The sequence below is a fragment of the Pampinifervens navoyensis genome (assembly GCF_046159715.1).
In the GTDB taxonomy this organism is placed as follows: Bacteria; Aquificota; Aquificia; order Aquificales; family Aquificaceae; genus Pampinifervens.
This window is the reverse complement of record NZ_JBJXCT010000003.1, coordinates 64,466-79,982: the sequence shown is the minus strand read 5'-3', so window position 1 is coordinate 79,982 and position 15,517 is coordinate 64,466. Positions and strand designations below refer to the sequence as shown.

Sequence of the window (15,517 nt, the reverse complement as noted above, 5' to 3'; positions counted from 1 at the left end):
TTTATAAATCTTAAAATCTCACTATCTTGAAATATTATTAATTGATAACACTTGACAAAGGACTAAAAATGATTTATATCATTAGTAAAAATCACAAGGAGGTGAAAGATGGCGCACGAGGGAACCCATGTGGCGCACCACGAGACCAGCGTATGGGCTCTGCCCGTAGGTTTGTCTAGTTTTTTTCTGGCTCTTGCTGCCATAGCCTACTTCACCTGGAAGCTTGCTCTTCTTGCGGTTGTCACCGGCGGAGTGGGTCTTGCCCTTCTGGCAATAGGCATAGCTGGGTGGGCGAATGAGTATTTTTCAAAGGGGCATGATGAGGGGCTGGGTTTTCAGGGTATTGTATGGTTCGTCTTTGCAGAAGTAGTGATTTTTGGTACCATCTTTGCTGGCTTCTGGATGGCAAGGGCAGCCCATGCGGATGTATGGGTGAGGGAATGGATTCCAGAGGGTGGTATGAACCTCGCCCTTGTTGCACTGCTCACTTTAATTCTCTGGACCTCCAGCTTTACCATATGGAAGGCAGAGCACAGCATTGAGCAGGGAGACCTTGGAGGCTACAGGCTGTGGCTTCTTGCCACCATGGTCCTTGGAACTCTGTTTCTTCTGATTCACGGCTGGGAGTGGCTTCACCTGTGGAGCAAGGGCTTTACCATAAGTGCCAACATGTATGGGACTGGGTTTTACATGCTCACCGGTGTTCACGCCTCTCACGTTCTTGTGGGGCTTGGTATGCAGCTGGTGCTTCTCATAAACAGCGGAAAGGCTCTCAACAAGAAAACTCCTGCAAGAGCGGCAAGCTATTACTGGCACTTTGTGGACCTGGCATGGCTTCTTGTGGCAGGAACCGCTTACATAGTGGGTTCCTTTGGTAAGTTCTGAGCCATGAAGGGTTTGGTCCTCCTTTTCCTGTTCTGGGTATTTGCCTTTGGCACACCACAGCCAAAAAATACCCCGAGCATGTTTGACGCCACCATAATGCAGATAGAAGAAGAGAAGTATCTGGGAAACAGAGTTGCAGACGTGGAGTTCATCAGAGAGGACGGGAAAAGACAGAGACTTTATGAACTCATAAGGGGTAAGCCCACCGCACTCATACTCGCCTACTTTACCTGTGATTCTGCATGTCCACTGATAGTCAAGTCTGCCCTTGAGGCAACGGGAAACCTCGGGAAGGATGCGAACCTTCTTGTTCTCTCCTTTGACAAGGAGGACACTCTTGAAGACATAAAAAAGTTCAAGGCTCAGCTCGGCGTCAGCAATCCAAAATGGACCTTCGGCATAATGCCTGAAGACCAGATTCAGAAGCTCACACAGTCTCTTGGCTACAGGTTTTTCTACTCCCGTCAGGACAGAGTGTTTGTCCACCCAAACGTGGTTATCTTCATAGCCCCCGATGGAAAGATAGTAAGATACCTCTATGGCATATCTCCAAGGGAGAGAGACTTCCGCATAGCTCTTGCGGAGGCAGAGACCTTCAGGATAACAAGAAACACCATAGTGGATGTGGCTTATATGGTGTGCTACAGGTATGACCCAAACACAGGAAAGTATGGACTGAACCCAGCCATAATCTTCGCCTTTGGTGGGGCAATGCTTGCAAGCCTTACCCTGCTTCATGCCATAGTAAGAAAGAAAAAGGAGGTTAAGACATGAGAAACCTTCTGCTCCTGCTCTTACTGGCAGGAACTGCCATGGCAAAAGAGGAAATATTCGCCTACCCCAGGGCCTTCTGGGAAAACTCTGTAACCGTATGGTTCTGGGTGGCTGTGGCAATTTACATCGTAGTGGCAGTGCCCTCCATCTACTTCATGGTCAAATACCGTTACAGACCCAAGGAGAACGAGGAGGGTGCTCATATTGAAGGTAACACAGCCATAGAAATAGTCTGGACTGTCATACCCACCATAATAGTCCTCTTCCTTGGAACTTACTCCTTTGCCAACTTTGTCAAGCAGAGGAAGGCGCCAGAGGGCTCTCTGGAGATAAAGGTCACTGCCTTTATGTGGGGCTGGGAGTTTGAGTATCCCAACGGGAAGAAGGTCTATACCTTCTTCAATCAGGTAGCAGACCCTGAAAAGAACATCTACCTCATGCCTGATAAGGTTGATGACTCTGCAAAGGCTTATATTCCCGCTGGCAAGCCCATAAAGGTCTACTGCACTTCAAGGGATGTGATACATTCCTTCTTCGTCCACGAGGCAAGGGTTACAGAGGACTGTGTCCCTGGAAGGATTACCAAGCTTTGGTTCCAGTTCAACAAGCCCGGAGAATACTGGGTCTTCTGCAGGGAATACTGTGGCACATGGCACTCAAGGATGGCGAGCGTTCTGAAGGTTGTTCCCGAGGATGAGTTCAACAAGTGGCTTGGTGGGGATGCCCAGCAACCAGCTCCTGCAGAACAGCCGGCTCAGCCGGTTCAGCAATAAATATAAAGGAGGTATACCATGGCGGTAGCGCACTTACCACCCTCAGGAACATGGTATGGTGCCACTCTGAAGGAGTGGATATTTACCACCGACCACAAGAAGGTGGGCATGCTCTACTTCATTACAGCACTTGTATTCTTTGTGGTAGCCGGTCTTTTCGGCCTGATTATCAGGTTTGAACAGAGCGCCCCTGGTATCCAGCTTCCGGGTATGTTTGGGCAGGAGGGTGCAGACCTCTACAACTATGTCCTTACAGGACACGGTGCTGTAATGCTTCTATGGTGGGCGGTCACTGTATGGACTGGTGGTTTTGCCAACTTTCTGGTTCCTCTCATGATAGGGGCGAGAGATGTGGCTTTTCCAAGGCTTAACGCCTTCAGCTACTGGTCCTTTTTTGGTGCAAGCCTTCTGGTGCTTCTTACACTCATACCAGGCAACTGGATTAAGATGCTCTGGACGGGTTACGCACCCTATTCTATGAACGATAATGCAGGACCAACATCTCTCTACGTTCTCATAGTCCTTCTCTACAGTGTATCCTCCACTGCTGGCTCTGTTAACATGATAACCACCATAGTGAGCATGAGGGCAAAGGGCATTGGCTGGACAAAGCTCAACCTCTTTGTTCATGCCATAATGGCTGCAAGCCTCATACAGCTCTTTGGTGTTCCATCTCTGATGGGAAGCGTCATACTTCTCTTTACCGATAAGTATCTTGGAACCAACTTCTACAACCCCATGCTTGGTGGCGACCCACTTCTGTATCAGCACCTTCTGTGGTTCTACTCTCACCCTGTTGTCTACGTGATGATACTTCCAGCCTTCGGTGTATTCTCCGAAGTGATTTCCACCATGTCCAGAAAGCCTATATTTGGTTACATATCCATGGCACTTGCCATATACGCCATAGCCTTTGTGGGATTTGAAACCTGGGTTCATCACATGTTTGTCTCCGGCGTGCCAGACTGGCTCAGGGTTCTATTCTCTTACACAACCCTCTTTGTTGCTGTTCCCACGGGTATAAAGATATTCAACTGGGTGGCGACACTGCACAGGGCAGCCATAAGGTATAACACTGCCATGCTCTTTACCTTTGGTGGAATCCTCATGTTCCTTATAGGCGGTCTCACCGGTATACCCAACGCCATGGTCTCCATAGACCTTGGTATATCTGACTCTCTTTTCATCGTAGGACACTTCCACTACGTGCTCGGTATGGCTCTCACCTTTGGAGCCTTCAGCGGAATATACTACTGGTATCCCAAAGTAACTGGAAGGATGTTCTCAGAAGGGCTTGGAAAACTCAGCTTCTGGCTCATGCTTATTGGAGCCAACATAATGTTCTTCTTCCAGATGTACATGGGAATGGCTGAGGGTATGCCAAGAAGGTATCCAGACTATCCACCCATCCCAGAGTGGGTTCAGCTCATGCAGATACAGACCGTTGGAGCCCTCATAATGTCTGTGGGAATACTGATTTCTTTCATAAACTGGTTCAAGAGCCTGAAGGGTCCAAAGGCTCCCGACAATCCCTGGGGTTCTCCATCCCTTGAGTGGAGTATGACGACAACACCTGTTGGTCCAAATAACTTCAAGAAGTTACCAGTAGAAGTTCCTGATGACTGGCACCCCTACGCCTACTACAAGGGATACCACACGCATATTTAAAGTGGTGGTGCACCTTTTAACTTGGCTCCCCATCTTGGGGAGCTCTTTTTATTCTTTATCTGGAGGTATTATTATATGACGCAGGAACAGAAAAAAAAGCTGACGGGCATCATAGTCGGTCTTATAGTCCTTGGAGGTTTCCTCACCGGGCTTCTTGGCATGATTTTCTCTGAGAAAAACAGGGAACACTTCATAAACAGGCTAAAAAACATAAAGAACGTGCCCTACATAAGGCACGATAAAGACCCAACAAAATGAACCTTGATGCAGTTACCCTTGGTCATATTCTCATAGTGGTTGCAAGGCTCTTGGAGATGTTCAGCTTTGGAATGGTCCTTGTCTTTATCTTTAAGGGTGTGGCCCTCAAGCACATATTCCTCACTGCGGGTATAACGGTTGGTGGCATACTTGTTTCCATATTTGGCTATCTGGGAAGCTTCCTGTCTCCAATGGCGTCTTTTGCGGTAGATGCTTTTGTTTTTTCTGTGGTTCTTGCCATAGCCTTCTATGCCTTTATGGAAAAAAGGGAGTTCAGAATAAAGCCCCCACCCCCACCTCCAAGGGGGACGAGATGCCCCGTGTGCGGAGGTTTTGTAAAAGCCGAAGATGACTACGCCGTTGCAAGAGAAGGAAGAGACCTGCTTTACTTTGATTCAAGGGAACACTTAGAGAGCTTTCTTGAGAGCTTTCAGGAGTATAAAAGGCTGAGAAGGCTGAACTTCAAAAGAGTGGAGGATTTCTACCTTAAGGACTCTGGTGGTTGGAAAAAGGTTGAGGAATTAAAGAAGGATATAAAGTATAATGATACCTATGAAGCTTAAGATATTTACTTTACTGACCCTTTCTGTGTTTGCCTGTGCAGAAAAGACTACCGTCGTCGTTGGAGATACGGCACCCCCTGCAAGACCACCGGGTCTCGTGGTTGCATCGGAAAAGGCATTAGAAAATGGAAAAAAACACCTCCGAAAGGGCAACTGCAGAAAGGCTATTCACGAATTTGAAAAGGCTCTTGACAAGAACCCCAACAACTTTGAAGCCCTCTACTGGCTGGGCGTTGCAGAGGGTATGTGCGGATATTACAGCAGAGCCTACGACAGGCTTGTGGTTGCTCTCAGATATTCGCCAGACAGGGGCTGGCAGGCAAGGGTTAACGCAACCATAGGCATAACCCTTCTATACATGGACAGGGATGAGGATGCTGTGGTTTACTTTGAAAGAGCAAGAGCCCTTGACCCAAGAAACGAAATAGTTATAGCCTACTACGACTGGGATGAGCCTGGAAAAGGCAAGGGCCCCAAAAAGCCAAAGATAAAGAAAAAGCCAAAGGATAGAGAGGGCTTTGAGCTCACCCTTAGGTGGCTTGACTAAGTTATATTCTCTGCGTATGCTCTGCTAAGTTTGAAGAGCTTCTGTGCAAGAACTCTGGCTTCTTCTTTTTTCTCATAATGGGGGTCATCTAGGAGAAAGCTGTTCACCTTTCCCCTCACATAGGCTCTGTAGCACTTGAAAAAGGGCAGAAATAGGTCAAACTCTTCATCCTCAGTAATTTTTCTGTATTCTTCTTCATAGGCCTCTGAAAGGTCTCTTCTGCTATGAAGCTCCAGCTCCATGGAGAGAAAACACATATCATTAAGCATGTCCCCACATCTGAAGCGATCGTTGAACTCAATGCAGTCAAAGACGCATATACCCTCTGGAAGAAAAGCCACATGCTCAAGCCTTATGTCTCCGTGTCCGTCCCTGATGCGTCCATTCTTAACGCGCTTTTCAAAAAGCTTTGCGTATTTTCTGTAAAAACCTTCTGTCTTTTCCTTTATAAACTCATAGTCTTCCCTGTCAATGGTTATTCCCACGTATTTTTCCGTCTGGGCAAAGTTTTCATCCGTGTTGAACTTCATAACCTCAAGCTTTCCAAACTCGTCCTTTCTTTCAGCCCTCAGATGAAACTCTGCTATGTGCCTTGCGAGCTTTCTCATGTCCTCCTCTGAAACTTCTAACAGCCTGTTTCTGAGCAGGCTATCTTCCGGAATCCTTCTCATCTTGACTGCATACTCAACAGGCTCCGATGGGTCTTCAAGAGCATACCTTCCGTCCTTCAGGCTTATGGGAACAACCCCCAGATACACCCACTGGCAGAGCCTTCTGTTTAACTCCACCTCCCTTTTGCAGTTTTCAAGCCTTTTCTCCAGCGTGGAGTAGTCCAGAAAGCCGAAATTCACGGGTTTTTTTATTTTGTAGACCACATCTTCAAGAAGTAGGACCCAGCTGGTGTGCGTCTGAAGCACCTGGGCCCCGAGCTCCCTTGCAAGCTCCTCTATCATGAAATTATCCTATAGAGCTTTTTAAAGTATTTTAGCACCTCTGGAAGCTCCCTGTATATCTTTTCTGCAAGCTCTTCATTGTAGGTGTGAGATGTGAGGTTTCTGAAGTCACATATCTTTAGCCAGTATTCGTCGTGGTCTATGAGACCCAAAGAGAAGGCAAGTCTAAAACAGCTCTTTGGAGAGTTACACTCAAGCCCGTGAGCTTCCAGTATGTAGTCTTTCAAAGACTTCCATGCAAGGTCAAAGGTGAACTCAAACCTCTGGATGGCAGAATCTCTGAAAATTTCATTTTCTTCCTGAAGGCTGAGGACCTCTTCAAGCCTCTGTAGGGCTTTTCTGAACTGCTCAAGTCTCTGGCTCATGAATTACCTCTATGTGTTTCAGAGCTTCTTTTCTGAAATCCTGTGAGACTGTGTTAAAATCCACAAGGTCTATCCTGTATAGCGTTGGCAGGTTTTCTATTTCTTCCTGTATATTTGACCATTTTAATGGGTCAATGGGCGGACCCTCTATGCCCACATCCACATCGGAGCCCCTACCACCTTTTCCCTGTACCCTTGAGCCAAAGAAGAAAACCCTGTATCTGGAAAGGTCAAGATGTTTTGAAAGAGCTCTCAGCAGTTCCTCCCTTAGCTTTTCTACGGAATATTCTTCCAGCTTCATCTCTTATAATTTTACCCATGAGCCAGACTCTGGCAGAGAAGTTCTATTACCTTATGAAGTTGGGGAGGGAATTTGAGATAAGGTGCAAGGAAGAATACCTCAAGGGTAACATCTCAGGTTTTCTGCATCTTGCCATAGGCGAAGAGGCGGTGCATGTGGGGGCTGTGGTGGGCTTTGGAAAGGGAGACCTCTTCTGTCCCTACAGGGAGCATGTGCTGGCTCTGGCAAGGGGCGTAGACCCAAGGCTCATAATGGCGGAGCTCTTTGGAAAGGCAACGGGCGTTTCAAAGGGTAAGGGAGGGTCCATGCACCTTTACGAGCCGAAGCTGGACTTTTATGGTGGAAATGCCATAGTGGCAGCGCACCTTCCCCATGCGGTGGGTGCAGCCTATGCCAGAAAGCTCATGGGAGAAAAGGCAGGAGTTCTATGTATCTTCGGGGACGGTGCCACCAACAACGGCACCTTCTTTGAGTCAATAAACATGGCCTCACTCTGGGAAGTGCCCGTTCTTTTCCTGTGTGAGAACAACTACTACGCTATAGGAACTCATGTAAGCAGGTCTTCGGCTCTGAAGGACCTTTACCTTAAGGCAAGGGACTACATGCCCACGGAGGTGGTGGACGGCATGGATGTGTTTGCGGTCTATGAGGCGGTTGTAAGGGCAAAGGGATACATAGAAGAATACGGAAAGCCTTACTTTATTGAAGCACACACTTACCGCTTTGAAGGGCACTCCATGGCAGACAAGGGGGACTACAGGTCTCCAAGAGAGCTGGAGATGTTCAGGAAGAAAGACCCCATAGACCTTCTTGTTAAAAGGTCTCTCAGAGAGGGCTGGCTCACAGAAGAGCAATTAAGGCTCATAGACCAGAAGGTGGAAGCGGTGGTGGAAGAGTCTGTGGAGTTTGCCCTGAACTCTCCAGAGCCTTCCGAAGAGGAGCTCTACACGGACCTTTACTGCGGGGTGTGTTCCGATGTTATACCGTGATGCCCTGAACCTTGCCCTTGACCATGCCATGGAACACGATGGGAGGGTTGTTGTCCTCGGGGAGGATGTGGGCTTCTATGGTGGAAACTACAAGGTGACTGACGGTCTTTATGTGAAATACGGAGAGAAGAGGGTTATAGATACACCAATAGCAGAAAACTCCATAGTGGGAACAGCCATAGGGATGGCTCTTATGGGACTTCGTCCGGTGGCGGAGATAATGACCGTAAACTTTTCCATGCTCGCTATGGAGCAGTTTGTGAACCAGATGGCAAAACTTCGCTACATGAGCGGGGGCAAGCTCTTTCTTCCACTTGTGGTGCGCATGCCTCAGGGGGTGGCAAAACAGCTCGCTGCACAGCATTCTCAGAGCCTTGAACACTTCTTCGCCAGCGTGCCCGGTCTTTATGTCTTCTGTGCTTCAGACTCCGTAAGTGCCTACCATGGGCTTCTTCATGCCATAAGGCTTGATGACCCTGTTATCTTCCTTGAGCATACCCTCCTTTATGGCATGGACTTTCCTTTTGATTACGTGCAGGGCTTTGACCCCTTCAGGGCAAGGGTTCTGAGAGAGGGAAGTCATATAACGGTCGTGTCTTATCTCAAGATGCTACACGATGTTCTCAAAGCCTGTGAATGGCTTCAGGAAAGGGACGGCATATCCTGTGAAGTTATAGACCTTACCTCTCTCAGACCCATAGATTTTGAGACCATATACCAGTCTGTAAAAAAGACACACAGGCTTGTGGTGGTATACGAGGCACCAAAGACGCTGGGACTTGGGACAGAGGTTTCTGCAAGAGTCTGCGAGGAACTCTTCTACCTTCTTGACGCACCGCCTCTCAGGATTGCAGGAGAGGAAGTTCCCATACCCTACAACAGGAAACTGGAGCTAATGGCAATACCCACACCAGAAAAGATATACTCACAGATACTGAGCTGGAGCAGAAGCCATGGATTATGAAATTCTCATGCCTCAGTTTTCAGACACCATGGAAAAGGGCAAGATAGTCCGATGGTTGAAGAAGGAGGGGGATTATGTGGAAAAGGGTGAGGTGATAGCAGAGATAGAGGCTGAAAAGGCGGTTATGGAACTTCAGAGCTTTAAAAAGGGATTCATAAAGAGGATACTTGCAGGAGAAGGGGAAGAGGTTCATGTGGGAAAGTCCATAGCCATAATGGAGCTTGGGGAAAAGGTTGAAGTGTTAAAGAGACCGACCCCTGTGGAAGAGAAGCCCAGAGTTGAAGAGAGAAGGACAATCCCGGAAAAGAAGGAAGAGAAGGCGCCCCCTCCCCCACCTCCAAAAAAGGAGGAAAGGGTTGAACTACCTCCCGGTTTTGCTTCACCCTACGCAAGACTTCTTGCAAAGGAAAAGGGAGTGGAGCTACATGAGCTTCAGAGGGAGGGCAGACTGCCATCTCCAGCCCATGCAAGAGATGTGGAGGAATTTGAAAGGGAAAGATACTTTACTCCAAAGGCCCTTGAGCTTTTAAAAGAATACGACCTCAGCACCGACGAGCTTCTTAGAGAGTTTCCCGAAAGAAAGATTGACGAAGACCTTCTGCTTGCCTATGTGGAAAGGAAAGGAATTCCAAGAAAGGTTTCTATATCTTCCGTCCAGAAGAGCCTCATATCCAACCTCTCAAAGAGCTTTCTGTTTCCCCACTATCACATATACGAGGTTTTTGACCTGTCTGCCATTCCATGGGATAAGGAGATAACCCTGACCCACTGGCTCATAAAAATCGTGGGCGATGCCATGCAGTTTTTTGACAGGCTCAGGGCTGTATTCAGGGAAGACCACTATCTTGTATACCCTGGCTCTCATGTGGGTGTTGCCATGGCTGTGGGGGATGAACTCTACAACCCTGTGGTAAAGGAGGTGAACAGAAAGAGCCTCAGAGACATAGCTCAGGAGGTAAGAGAGCTCAGAAAAAAGGCAGAAGAGGGAAGGCTGAGTCTTGAAGAAATGAAGGGAGCAACCCTTACCATATCAAACCTTGGCATGTTTGGCGTAAGAGCCTTTGATGCGGTCATTCCCTTCGGTCAGGTATGCATTATGGCTGTGGGCATGCAGGAAAGCGACGGCAAAGCCCACATAACTTTCACTTTTGACCACAGGGTGGTCAACGGCTTTCATGCAGCACTTTTTGTAAAACACCTGAAGGAGAAGGTCCTTGACAGAAATTACGTAAAGATGCTAAAGAAGGGGGTGCAGAGTGTTTGACTATGATGTGGTGGTGCTCGGGGGTGGACTTGCCTATGTGGGGGCGGAGCTTTTGAGGAGCGCAGGTATGAAGGTGGCAGTGGTGGAAAAGGACCCCGCCCATCTTGGTGGCGTTTGTCTTCATGAAGGATGTATACCCACAAAGCTTTACCTCTTTGAAGCAAGAAAACTTTCTGACCTCAAAAACTCACCCCTTATTTCGGCAAAGGAGCTGTGCCTCAATCTGAAAACCCTCAAAGAGAAAAAGCAAAAGCTCACGAAAACACTTAGAGACCAGATTGAAAAGCTCCTGAAGGGCGTGGACTTCATATATGGATACGGAGAGCTTGTAGAGCCAAATGTGATAGAGGTGGAGGGGAGGAGAATCAGCGGGAAAAACATAATCATAAACACGGGCAAATCCTATCCTCAAAAGCCCAGCGGTGATGAGCTTCTGGAGCTTGAAGAGCTTCCACAGAGCATAAGGCTGGCAGGCGATGACCCACTGCTTCTTGAGTTTGCCTGCATGTATGCCCTCATGGGTGTATCCCTTGAGGCCTACTTTGATGAGAAAAGTCTTGATTTCATACACCCTTCCATAAAGAGCAGGCTTCTGAAGATGCTGAAAGACCTCCACATAGCCCTCAAGCCCCTTTCTGAAGCAGCCCATGAGGGCACATACTGGCTTATGAAGAGGGTGCCAAACTCAGAATGTATAAAGGTTGACCTTCCAAGGGATGAGAGAGGGCATGTGCTCGTGGACAGAAACTACGAAACTACACTGAAAGACCACTATGCGGTTGGAGACATAAACGGTATTGCTGAGCTTGCCCATGCCAGCCGGCTCCAGTCAATTTCAGTGGCACTCAGGCTCACAAAAGGTAAGGGCTTTTACACACCTCCTTACAAAATCCCCTATGTTCTCTACACGCAACCCCTGTCATACGCAAAGGTTGGCTTTACAAGAAGAGAGCTTGAGGAGAAAAATTTAGAATTTACAGAAAAGAGCGTAAGCCTCAGAGCCTTTGCAGTGGGTAGCATATACCATACGGAAGAAGGAATGGCATTCCTCTACTTTGACAGAAAGGGTTTTTTCCTCGGAGGGGAGGTTTTTTCAAGGGATGCAGGCGAGCTTGCGTCTGTGCTTACAGTAAGCCTCTTTTCCGAGCTTAACCTTGATATGCTCTCAAGGCTCTGCCTCCCTCATCCCACGCTTGGAGAGACTCCTTTTCTCAGGCTTTTATGATTTAAGGCATAACTGCTTCGTGAAAGGGACATAGAATAAAAGCATCAAGAGTAAGGAGGTGCTACCATGTGCTGTTTCAGCAAGGAAGAGCTTGAGAAAATAAGGGCTATGGCAGAGGAAAAAAAGAAGATAAAAGAGGCTCTCAAAAGCGTAAAACCCTCAGACTTTGAGAAGAAGGAAGAAAAGAGAGAAGCGCTTGCAAGCAAGTGAAGAGAGCTTCAAGGAGTATTCTGGGAGGGAGTAGCCGCTTTTATTGTATAATAGTGTTCTTATGAATTATGATGTTATCATAGTGGGTGGAGGAGCCAGTGGACTTGCCTGTGCTCTGACCCTTGCATCTGCAAGGGGACGGGGCTGGCAGTGGGCAGAGGGCAGAAGATATCTTCTCTTTGACACAGAGGGCTCAGACCTCAGAAAGGCTTTCCTCAAGAATGTGCCCGGTATAGACCACATTGCAGGCACAGAGCTGTTAAAGAAGATAAGAAGGCAGATAGAAGAATGGGGCGGCGTGGATTTTATTCAGGAAGAAGTGATAAGAGTTGAAAGAAGGGGGGAAGCCTTTGAGGTTGAGAGCAGGTCTGGCAGGACCTTTCTTTCAGGCTATGTGGTGCTCGCTGGAGGTTTTCATTCCTTCAGCATAAAAGGTCTGGAAATAGAGCTCCTTGAAAACCCAAAGTCTCCCAAGCCAGGCAGAGTGATGATAAAACATAAGGACTATGAGGTTGATAGAAACCTCTTCGTTGCCGGGACTCTTGCAGGCCTCTCTTCTCACTTCACTTCCTGTGCAGGCTCAGGTGTGGAGGTTGCCGTTGAAATACTTTCAAGGTTTGCGGGCAAGAGGATAGTAATACACGACGTGCCAGAGGTGACTTGAAAAAATTCATCCCTTTTGCCCTTACCCTTCTTTTCCTTTCTCTCCTTTTTTACTTTGTCCCAGCTGGGGAGATTCTCTCAAGCCTGAAAAATGTGGATTTTATGAGCCTTCTGCTTGCCTTTTTTTTATACAGTCTGAGCCAGCTGGTGAGGTCCCTACGGTGGAGACTCCTTTTGAAAAACCTGAACCTTTACCAGAGCTTTCTCATTAACTCTGCCAACATACTTTTTAACAACCTTCTGCCTGCAAGGACGGGTGAACTGAGCTGGTTTTACTATGCAAGAAGGCTCGGTGTAGGTCTGGGTGCTTCCCTCTGGTCTTTCCTTGTGGGAAGGCTCTATGACCTCATAAGTCTTCTCTTTCTCTTTTTTCTCAGTCTGTCCCCAGCCCTCGGCTATGCCATAATTCCCTCTGTCCTTCTCCTTCTGCTCGGACTGACCCTCTACAGGTTCTATTTTTTCCTGCCTTCTACTGGAAAGCTGGGAGAACTGAAGGAATTTATGAAAAAAGAAGCAACTCTTAGACTTTCTCTGCTTTTACTCCTTCTGTCCTCCTTATCTCACAGTCTGAAGTTTGCAAGCCTTCTTGTGCTTCTGCCTGTGGAGAACACAGACCTTTACAGAAGCTTTCTTGCCTTCCTGGGTGGAGAGCTCAGTTCTGTGCTTCCAGTTCATAGCTTTATGGGCTTTGGCACCTATGAGCTCGCCTTTGGTCTTCCCCTCAAGTTTCTGGGAGAGAGCCTCAAAGAATGGCTGAAGCTGGGCTTCATATTCCACAGCTTTCTTCTCCTGTCTTCTTTCATCTGGGGAGTTCCATCTGCCCTGCTACTCAGCAGGCACAGGACTTAGAAAAACTGCCTTATAATCTTCTTATGGAAAAAAAGGTCCAGACGCCACTGACCGATGAAGTCATTGAAGAACTAAGGGCAGGGGATAAGGTTTTAATCACGGGCTACATCTACACTGCAAGGGATGCAGCTCATAAAAGGATGGTGGAAGCCCTTCAGAAGGGTGAACCTCTACCCATTGATGTAAGAGGTCAGGTTATATACTATGTGGGTCCAACGCCTCCCAGGCCCGGGCAAGTTATAGGCTCTGCAGGTCCCACCACCTCCATAAGGATGGACAGGTATGTGGAGGACCTTCTCAAGCTGGGTCTTAAGGGTATGATAGGTAAAGGCTACAGGTCTCCTCAGGTAAGGGAGCTTCTGAAAAAATACAGGGCAGTTTACTTTGCTGCAGTAGGCGGTGTGGCTGTTCTCCTGTCAAAGTGTATAAAGTCCTCTGAGGTGGTCGCTTACGAAGACCTTGGCACAGAAGCGATTAGGAGACTCTACGTGGAAGATTTTCCCGTCATAGTTGCCAATGATATATACGGGGGGGATGTGTTTGAGGAGGGAAGAAAGAGGTTTGCGAGGATAGACCTCTAATGTGGCAGGAACTAATCGCCACGGGCTTTTATATTGGAAGGTTCAGATACGCACCGGGAACAGTTGGGACCTTCTTGGGTATACCTCTTGTTTATTTACTTGTTTACAAATGGTGGCTCACGCTGATTTTTGGTGTCCTGCTTTACTGGGTTGCTGTCTGGTCTGCCAGTTATATGGTGGAGCTAACAAGAGAAAAGGACCCTGAGGAGGTGGTTATTGATGAGGTTGTTGGGTATTTTCTCTCTTTTCTCCTTGTGGAACCAACACTGAAGGCTATCATGGTGGGCTTTATTACTTTCAGAATTCTGGACATAGTAAAACCCTATCCCATAAAGTTCTTTGAAAGACTGCCTGGTGGTCATGGTGTGGTGGCAGACGACGCAGTTGCAGGGCTTATGAACGCAGTCATACTCTATTTTCTTTTCAGCTAAGATATTTTTCAGCATGGAAATTTTCAGAAACTTTTTCCTTTCCTTATGGGACTACACACTGGACATACTCCCCTTCTTTCTCCTTGCAGTTCTTATTACATCTCTGCTTCAGGGTTTTACGAGCCTCAGCTGGCTAAAAACCTTCCTCAGGAAAAGAAGAACTGCGCCCATATACACTGGTATTCTTGCTGGGCTCTTGCCTCTATGTTCCTGTTCCATGCTTCCAGTGGCAAACCTTATAAGCAGCATGTCCAGAGGCTATGCACCAGTGCTCTCCTTTCTTGTGGTAGCACCAGTTGTATCCCCAGTAACCCTGCTCCTTACTTACGGTTACTTTGGTCTTCCCATGACTATGCTGAGACTTTTTGGCACTCTTTTCTTTGCCCTTCTCTTTGCCTACATATCTGACTTCTTTTTCAAAAAACCCAGTGGATTGCCCCTAACTATAGGAAGTGCAAGGGACACAGGCTGGAAATCCTTTGGCACGTACTTTAAGGATAACTTTCTTGGAATAGGCAGGTATCTCTTGCTGGGTATAGTGATTGCCTCCCTGATTAAGACCCTTATCCCCCCTGGTCTTATAAAGCCGATAGCCGGCAGTTTTCTATCTTACCCTCTCCTTTCTTTTGTATCCATACCAATTTATGTATGCTCCGGTGAGGAGGTGCCCATAGCAAAGGCTCTGGGAGATATAGGCTTCAGCTGGGGTGGTGCACTTACCTTTATGCTGGGAGGAACTGGCATATGCGTGCCTACTATACTGGCAACGCTTAAGTTCCTGCCAAAGGGCCTGGTCCTCGCATATGTGTTTTTCTGGCTCTTTTTCTCTGTAACCATGGGGATTCTTTACGATATATTCTTCTGGAAAGTTTAGTATAATTCTTAGAGAGGAGGGAAAAATGGACAGGTATACACAGGTTTTGCAGGAACTCATAAGAAACACAGGTCTTGAGGGTGCATCCCTCGTATCTGCAGATGGATTGCCAATAGCCTCAGTGCTCAAGCCAGGCATGGAGGAGGACCGCATAGCGGCCATGAGCGCAGCCATACTCTCACTGGGTGAACGTGTCTCAGAAGAGCTTGCAAAGGGTAACCTGGAACAGATAACTATCAAGGGGCATGATGGTTATGTCATACTCACTGGAGTGGGAAGGGATGCGGTGATGGTGGTTCTTGCGGATAACAATGCCAAGCTGGGGCTACTGCTTATGGAGATAAGGAAGTCCCAGGATAAGCTAAAGGGGATGATATAAA

21 protein-coding genes are annotated in these 15,517 nt (G+C 47.6%); 18 read left to right on the top strand and 3 right to left on the bottom strand.

What is annotated here, in order from left to right; all coding sequences use genetic code 11:
* Positions 1-108: 108 nt before the first annotated feature.
* The 7 genes from ACKRDP_RS03235 to ACKRDP_RS03205 all read left to right on the top strand — a co-directional run bounded on the left by ACKRDP_RS03235 (position 109) and on the right by ACKRDP_RS03205 (position 5,468).
* The gene (locus tag ACKRDP_RS03235) at positions 109-885 is read left to right on the top strand and encodes a cytochrome c oxidase subunit 3 (RefSeq protein WP_409153322.1); all 777 of its coding nucleotides are present in this window, start codon (positions 109-111) and stop codon (positions 883-885) included.
* 3 nt (positions 886-888) lie between these two features.
* Complete coding sequence (locus ACKRDP_RS03230; RefSeq protein ID WP_409153321.1) at positions 889-1,659, top strand: SCO family protein; 771 nt, start codon at positions 889-891, stop codon at positions 1,657-1,659.
* Positions 1,656-2,432, top strand: coding sequence for a cytochrome c oxidase subunit II (gene coxB / locus ACKRDP_RS03225; RefSeq protein WP_409153320.1), 777 nt, complete (start codon positions 1,656-1,658; stop codon positions 2,430-2,432). Before ACKRDP_RS03230 ends, coxB begins: the two co-directional genes overlap by 4 nt.
* A gap of 18 nt (positions 2,433-2,450) precedes the next feature.
* The gene (locus ACKRDP_RS03220; RefSeq protein ID WP_409153319.1) at positions 2,451-4,100 is read left to right on the top strand and encodes a cytochrome c oxidase subunit I; all 1,650 of its coding nucleotides are present in this window, start codon (positions 2,451-2,453) and stop codon (positions 4,098-4,100) included.
* Positions 4,101-4,175: 75 nt separating this feature from the next.
* The gene (locus tag ACKRDP_RS03215) at positions 4,176-4,358 is read left to right on the top strand and encodes a hypothetical protein (protein WP_409153318.1); all 183 of its coding nucleotides are present in this window, start codon (positions 4,176-4,178) and stop codon (positions 4,356-4,358) included.
* On the top strand, positions 4,355-4,921 hold the full coding sequence (locus tag ACKRDP_RS03210) for a hypothetical protein (RefSeq protein WP_409153317.1): 567 nt from the start codon (positions 4,355-4,357) through the stop codon (positions 4,919-4,921). Before ACKRDP_RS03215 ends, ACKRDP_RS03210 begins: the two co-directional genes overlap by 4 nt.
* Positions 4,911-5,468, top strand: a complete 558-nt coding sequence (locus ACKRDP_RS03205; RefSeq protein WP_409153316.1) for a tetratricopeptide repeat protein — start codon at positions 4,911-4,913, stop codon at positions 5,466-5,468. The genes ACKRDP_RS03210 and ACKRDP_RS03205 overlap by 11 nt, the downstream gene beginning before the upstream one ends.
* On the opposite strand, the gene ACKRDP_RS03200 is transcribed toward ACKRDP_RS03205, so the two are convergent.
* The 3 genes from ACKRDP_RS03200 to ACKRDP_RS03190 are packed head-to-tail and all read right to left on the bottom strand — an operon-like array spanning position 5,465 to position 7,087.
* A complete protein-coding gene (locus ACKRDP_RS03200; RefSeq protein WP_409153315.1) occupies positions 5,465-6,421 on the bottom strand; it encodes a gluconokinase in 957 nt (318 codons plus the stop codon). The genes ACKRDP_RS03205 and ACKRDP_RS03200 overlap by 4 nt on opposite strands.
* Positions 6,418-6,786: a nucleotidyltransferase substrate binding protein gene (locus ACKRDP_RS03195; protein WP_409153314.1), complete on the bottom strand. Its 369-nt coding sequence runs from the start codon at positions 6,784-6,786 to the stop codon at positions 6,418-6,420. The genes ACKRDP_RS03200 and ACKRDP_RS03195 overlap by 4 nt, the downstream gene beginning before the upstream one ends.
* Positions 6,770-7,087: a nucleotidyltransferase family protein gene (locus ACKRDP_RS03190; RefSeq protein WP_409153313.1), complete on the bottom strand. Its 318-nt coding sequence runs from the start codon at positions 7,085-7,087 to the stop codon at positions 6,770-6,772. The genes ACKRDP_RS03195 and ACKRDP_RS03190 overlap by 17 nt, the downstream gene beginning before the upstream one ends.
* A 17-nt stretch (positions 7,088-7,104) precedes the next feature.
* On the opposite strand from ACKRDP_RS03190, the gene ACKRDP_RS03185 reads away from it, so the two are divergent.
* The 11 genes from ACKRDP_RS03185 (at position 7,105) to ACKRDP_RS03135 (ending at position 15,516) form a co-directional block, all read left to right on the top strand.
* Entirely contained in the window at positions 7,105-8,076 is a 972-nt protein-coding gene (locus tag ACKRDP_RS03185) for a thiamine pyrophosphate-dependent enzyme (protein ID WP_409153312.1), read from the top strand.
* Positions 8,063-9,040 carry an alpha-ketoacid dehydrogenase subunit beta gene (locus ACKRDP_RS03180; protein ID WP_409153311.1) on the top strand — a complete coding sequence of 326 codons (978 nt, stop codon included), beginning with the start codon at positions 8,063-8,065 and terminating at the stop codon, positions 9,038-9,040. Before ACKRDP_RS03185 ends, ACKRDP_RS03180 begins: the two co-directional genes overlap by 14 nt.
* Positions 9,030-10,304, top strand: coding sequence for a dihydrolipoamide acetyltransferase family protein (locus tag ACKRDP_RS03175; protein ID WP_409153310.1), 1,275 nt, complete (start codon positions 9,030-9,032; stop codon positions 10,302-10,304). The genes ACKRDP_RS03180 and ACKRDP_RS03175 overlap by 11 nt, the downstream gene beginning before the upstream one ends.
* Positions 10,297-11,529 carry an FAD-dependent oxidoreductase gene (locus ACKRDP_RS03170; RefSeq protein WP_409153309.1) on the top strand — a complete coding sequence of 411 codons (1,233 nt, stop codon included), beginning with the start codon at positions 10,297-10,299 and terminating at the stop codon, positions 11,527-11,529. Before ACKRDP_RS03175 ends, ACKRDP_RS03170 begins: the two co-directional genes overlap by 8 nt.
* A gap of 66 nt (positions 11,530-11,595) precedes the next feature.
* Positions 11,596-11,739 (top strand): hypothetical protein, encoded by a 144-nt coding sequence (locus tag ACKRDP_RS03165; RefSeq protein WP_409153308.1) that lies wholly within the window; start codon positions 11,596-11,598, stop codon positions 11,737-11,739.
* Between the two features lie 61 nt (positions 11,740-11,800).
* Positions 11,801-12,403 (top strand): FAD-dependent oxidoreductase, encoded by a 603-nt coding sequence (locus ACKRDP_RS03160; RefSeq protein ID WP_409153307.1) that lies wholly within the window; start codon positions 11,801-11,803, stop codon positions 12,401-12,403.
* Complete coding sequence (locus ACKRDP_RS03155) at positions 12,400-13,251, top strand: flippase-like domain-containing protein (RefSeq protein WP_409153306.1); 852 nt, start codon at positions 12,400-12,402, stop codon at positions 13,249-13,251. Before ACKRDP_RS03160 ends, ACKRDP_RS03155 begins: the two co-directional genes overlap by 4 nt.
* A gap of 23 nt (positions 13,252-13,274) precedes the next feature.
* Positions 13,275-13,832: a Fe-S-containing hydro-lyase gene (locus tag ACKRDP_RS03150; RefSeq protein ID WP_409153305.1), complete on the top strand. Its 558-nt coding sequence runs from the start codon at positions 13,275-13,277 to the stop codon at positions 13,830-13,832.
* Entirely contained in the window at positions 13,832-14,263 is a 432-nt protein-coding gene (locus ACKRDP_RS03145) for a phosphatidylglycerophosphatase A family protein (RefSeq protein WP_409153304.1), read from the top strand. The genes ACKRDP_RS03150 and ACKRDP_RS03145 overlap by 1 nt, the downstream gene beginning before the upstream one ends.
* A 13-nt stretch (positions 14,264-14,276) precedes the next feature.
* Positions 14,277-15,137: a permease gene (locus tag ACKRDP_RS03140; RefSeq protein ID WP_409153303.1), complete on the top strand. Its 861-nt coding sequence runs from the start codon at positions 14,277-14,279 to the stop codon at positions 15,135-15,137.
* A gap of 25 nt (positions 15,138-15,162) precedes the next feature.
* A complete protein-coding gene (locus ACKRDP_RS03135; protein ID WP_409153302.1) occupies positions 15,163-15,516 on the top strand; it encodes a roadblock/LC7 domain-containing protein in 354 nt (117 codons plus the stop codon).
* The last annotated feature ends 1 nt before the right edge of the window (position 15,517 follow it).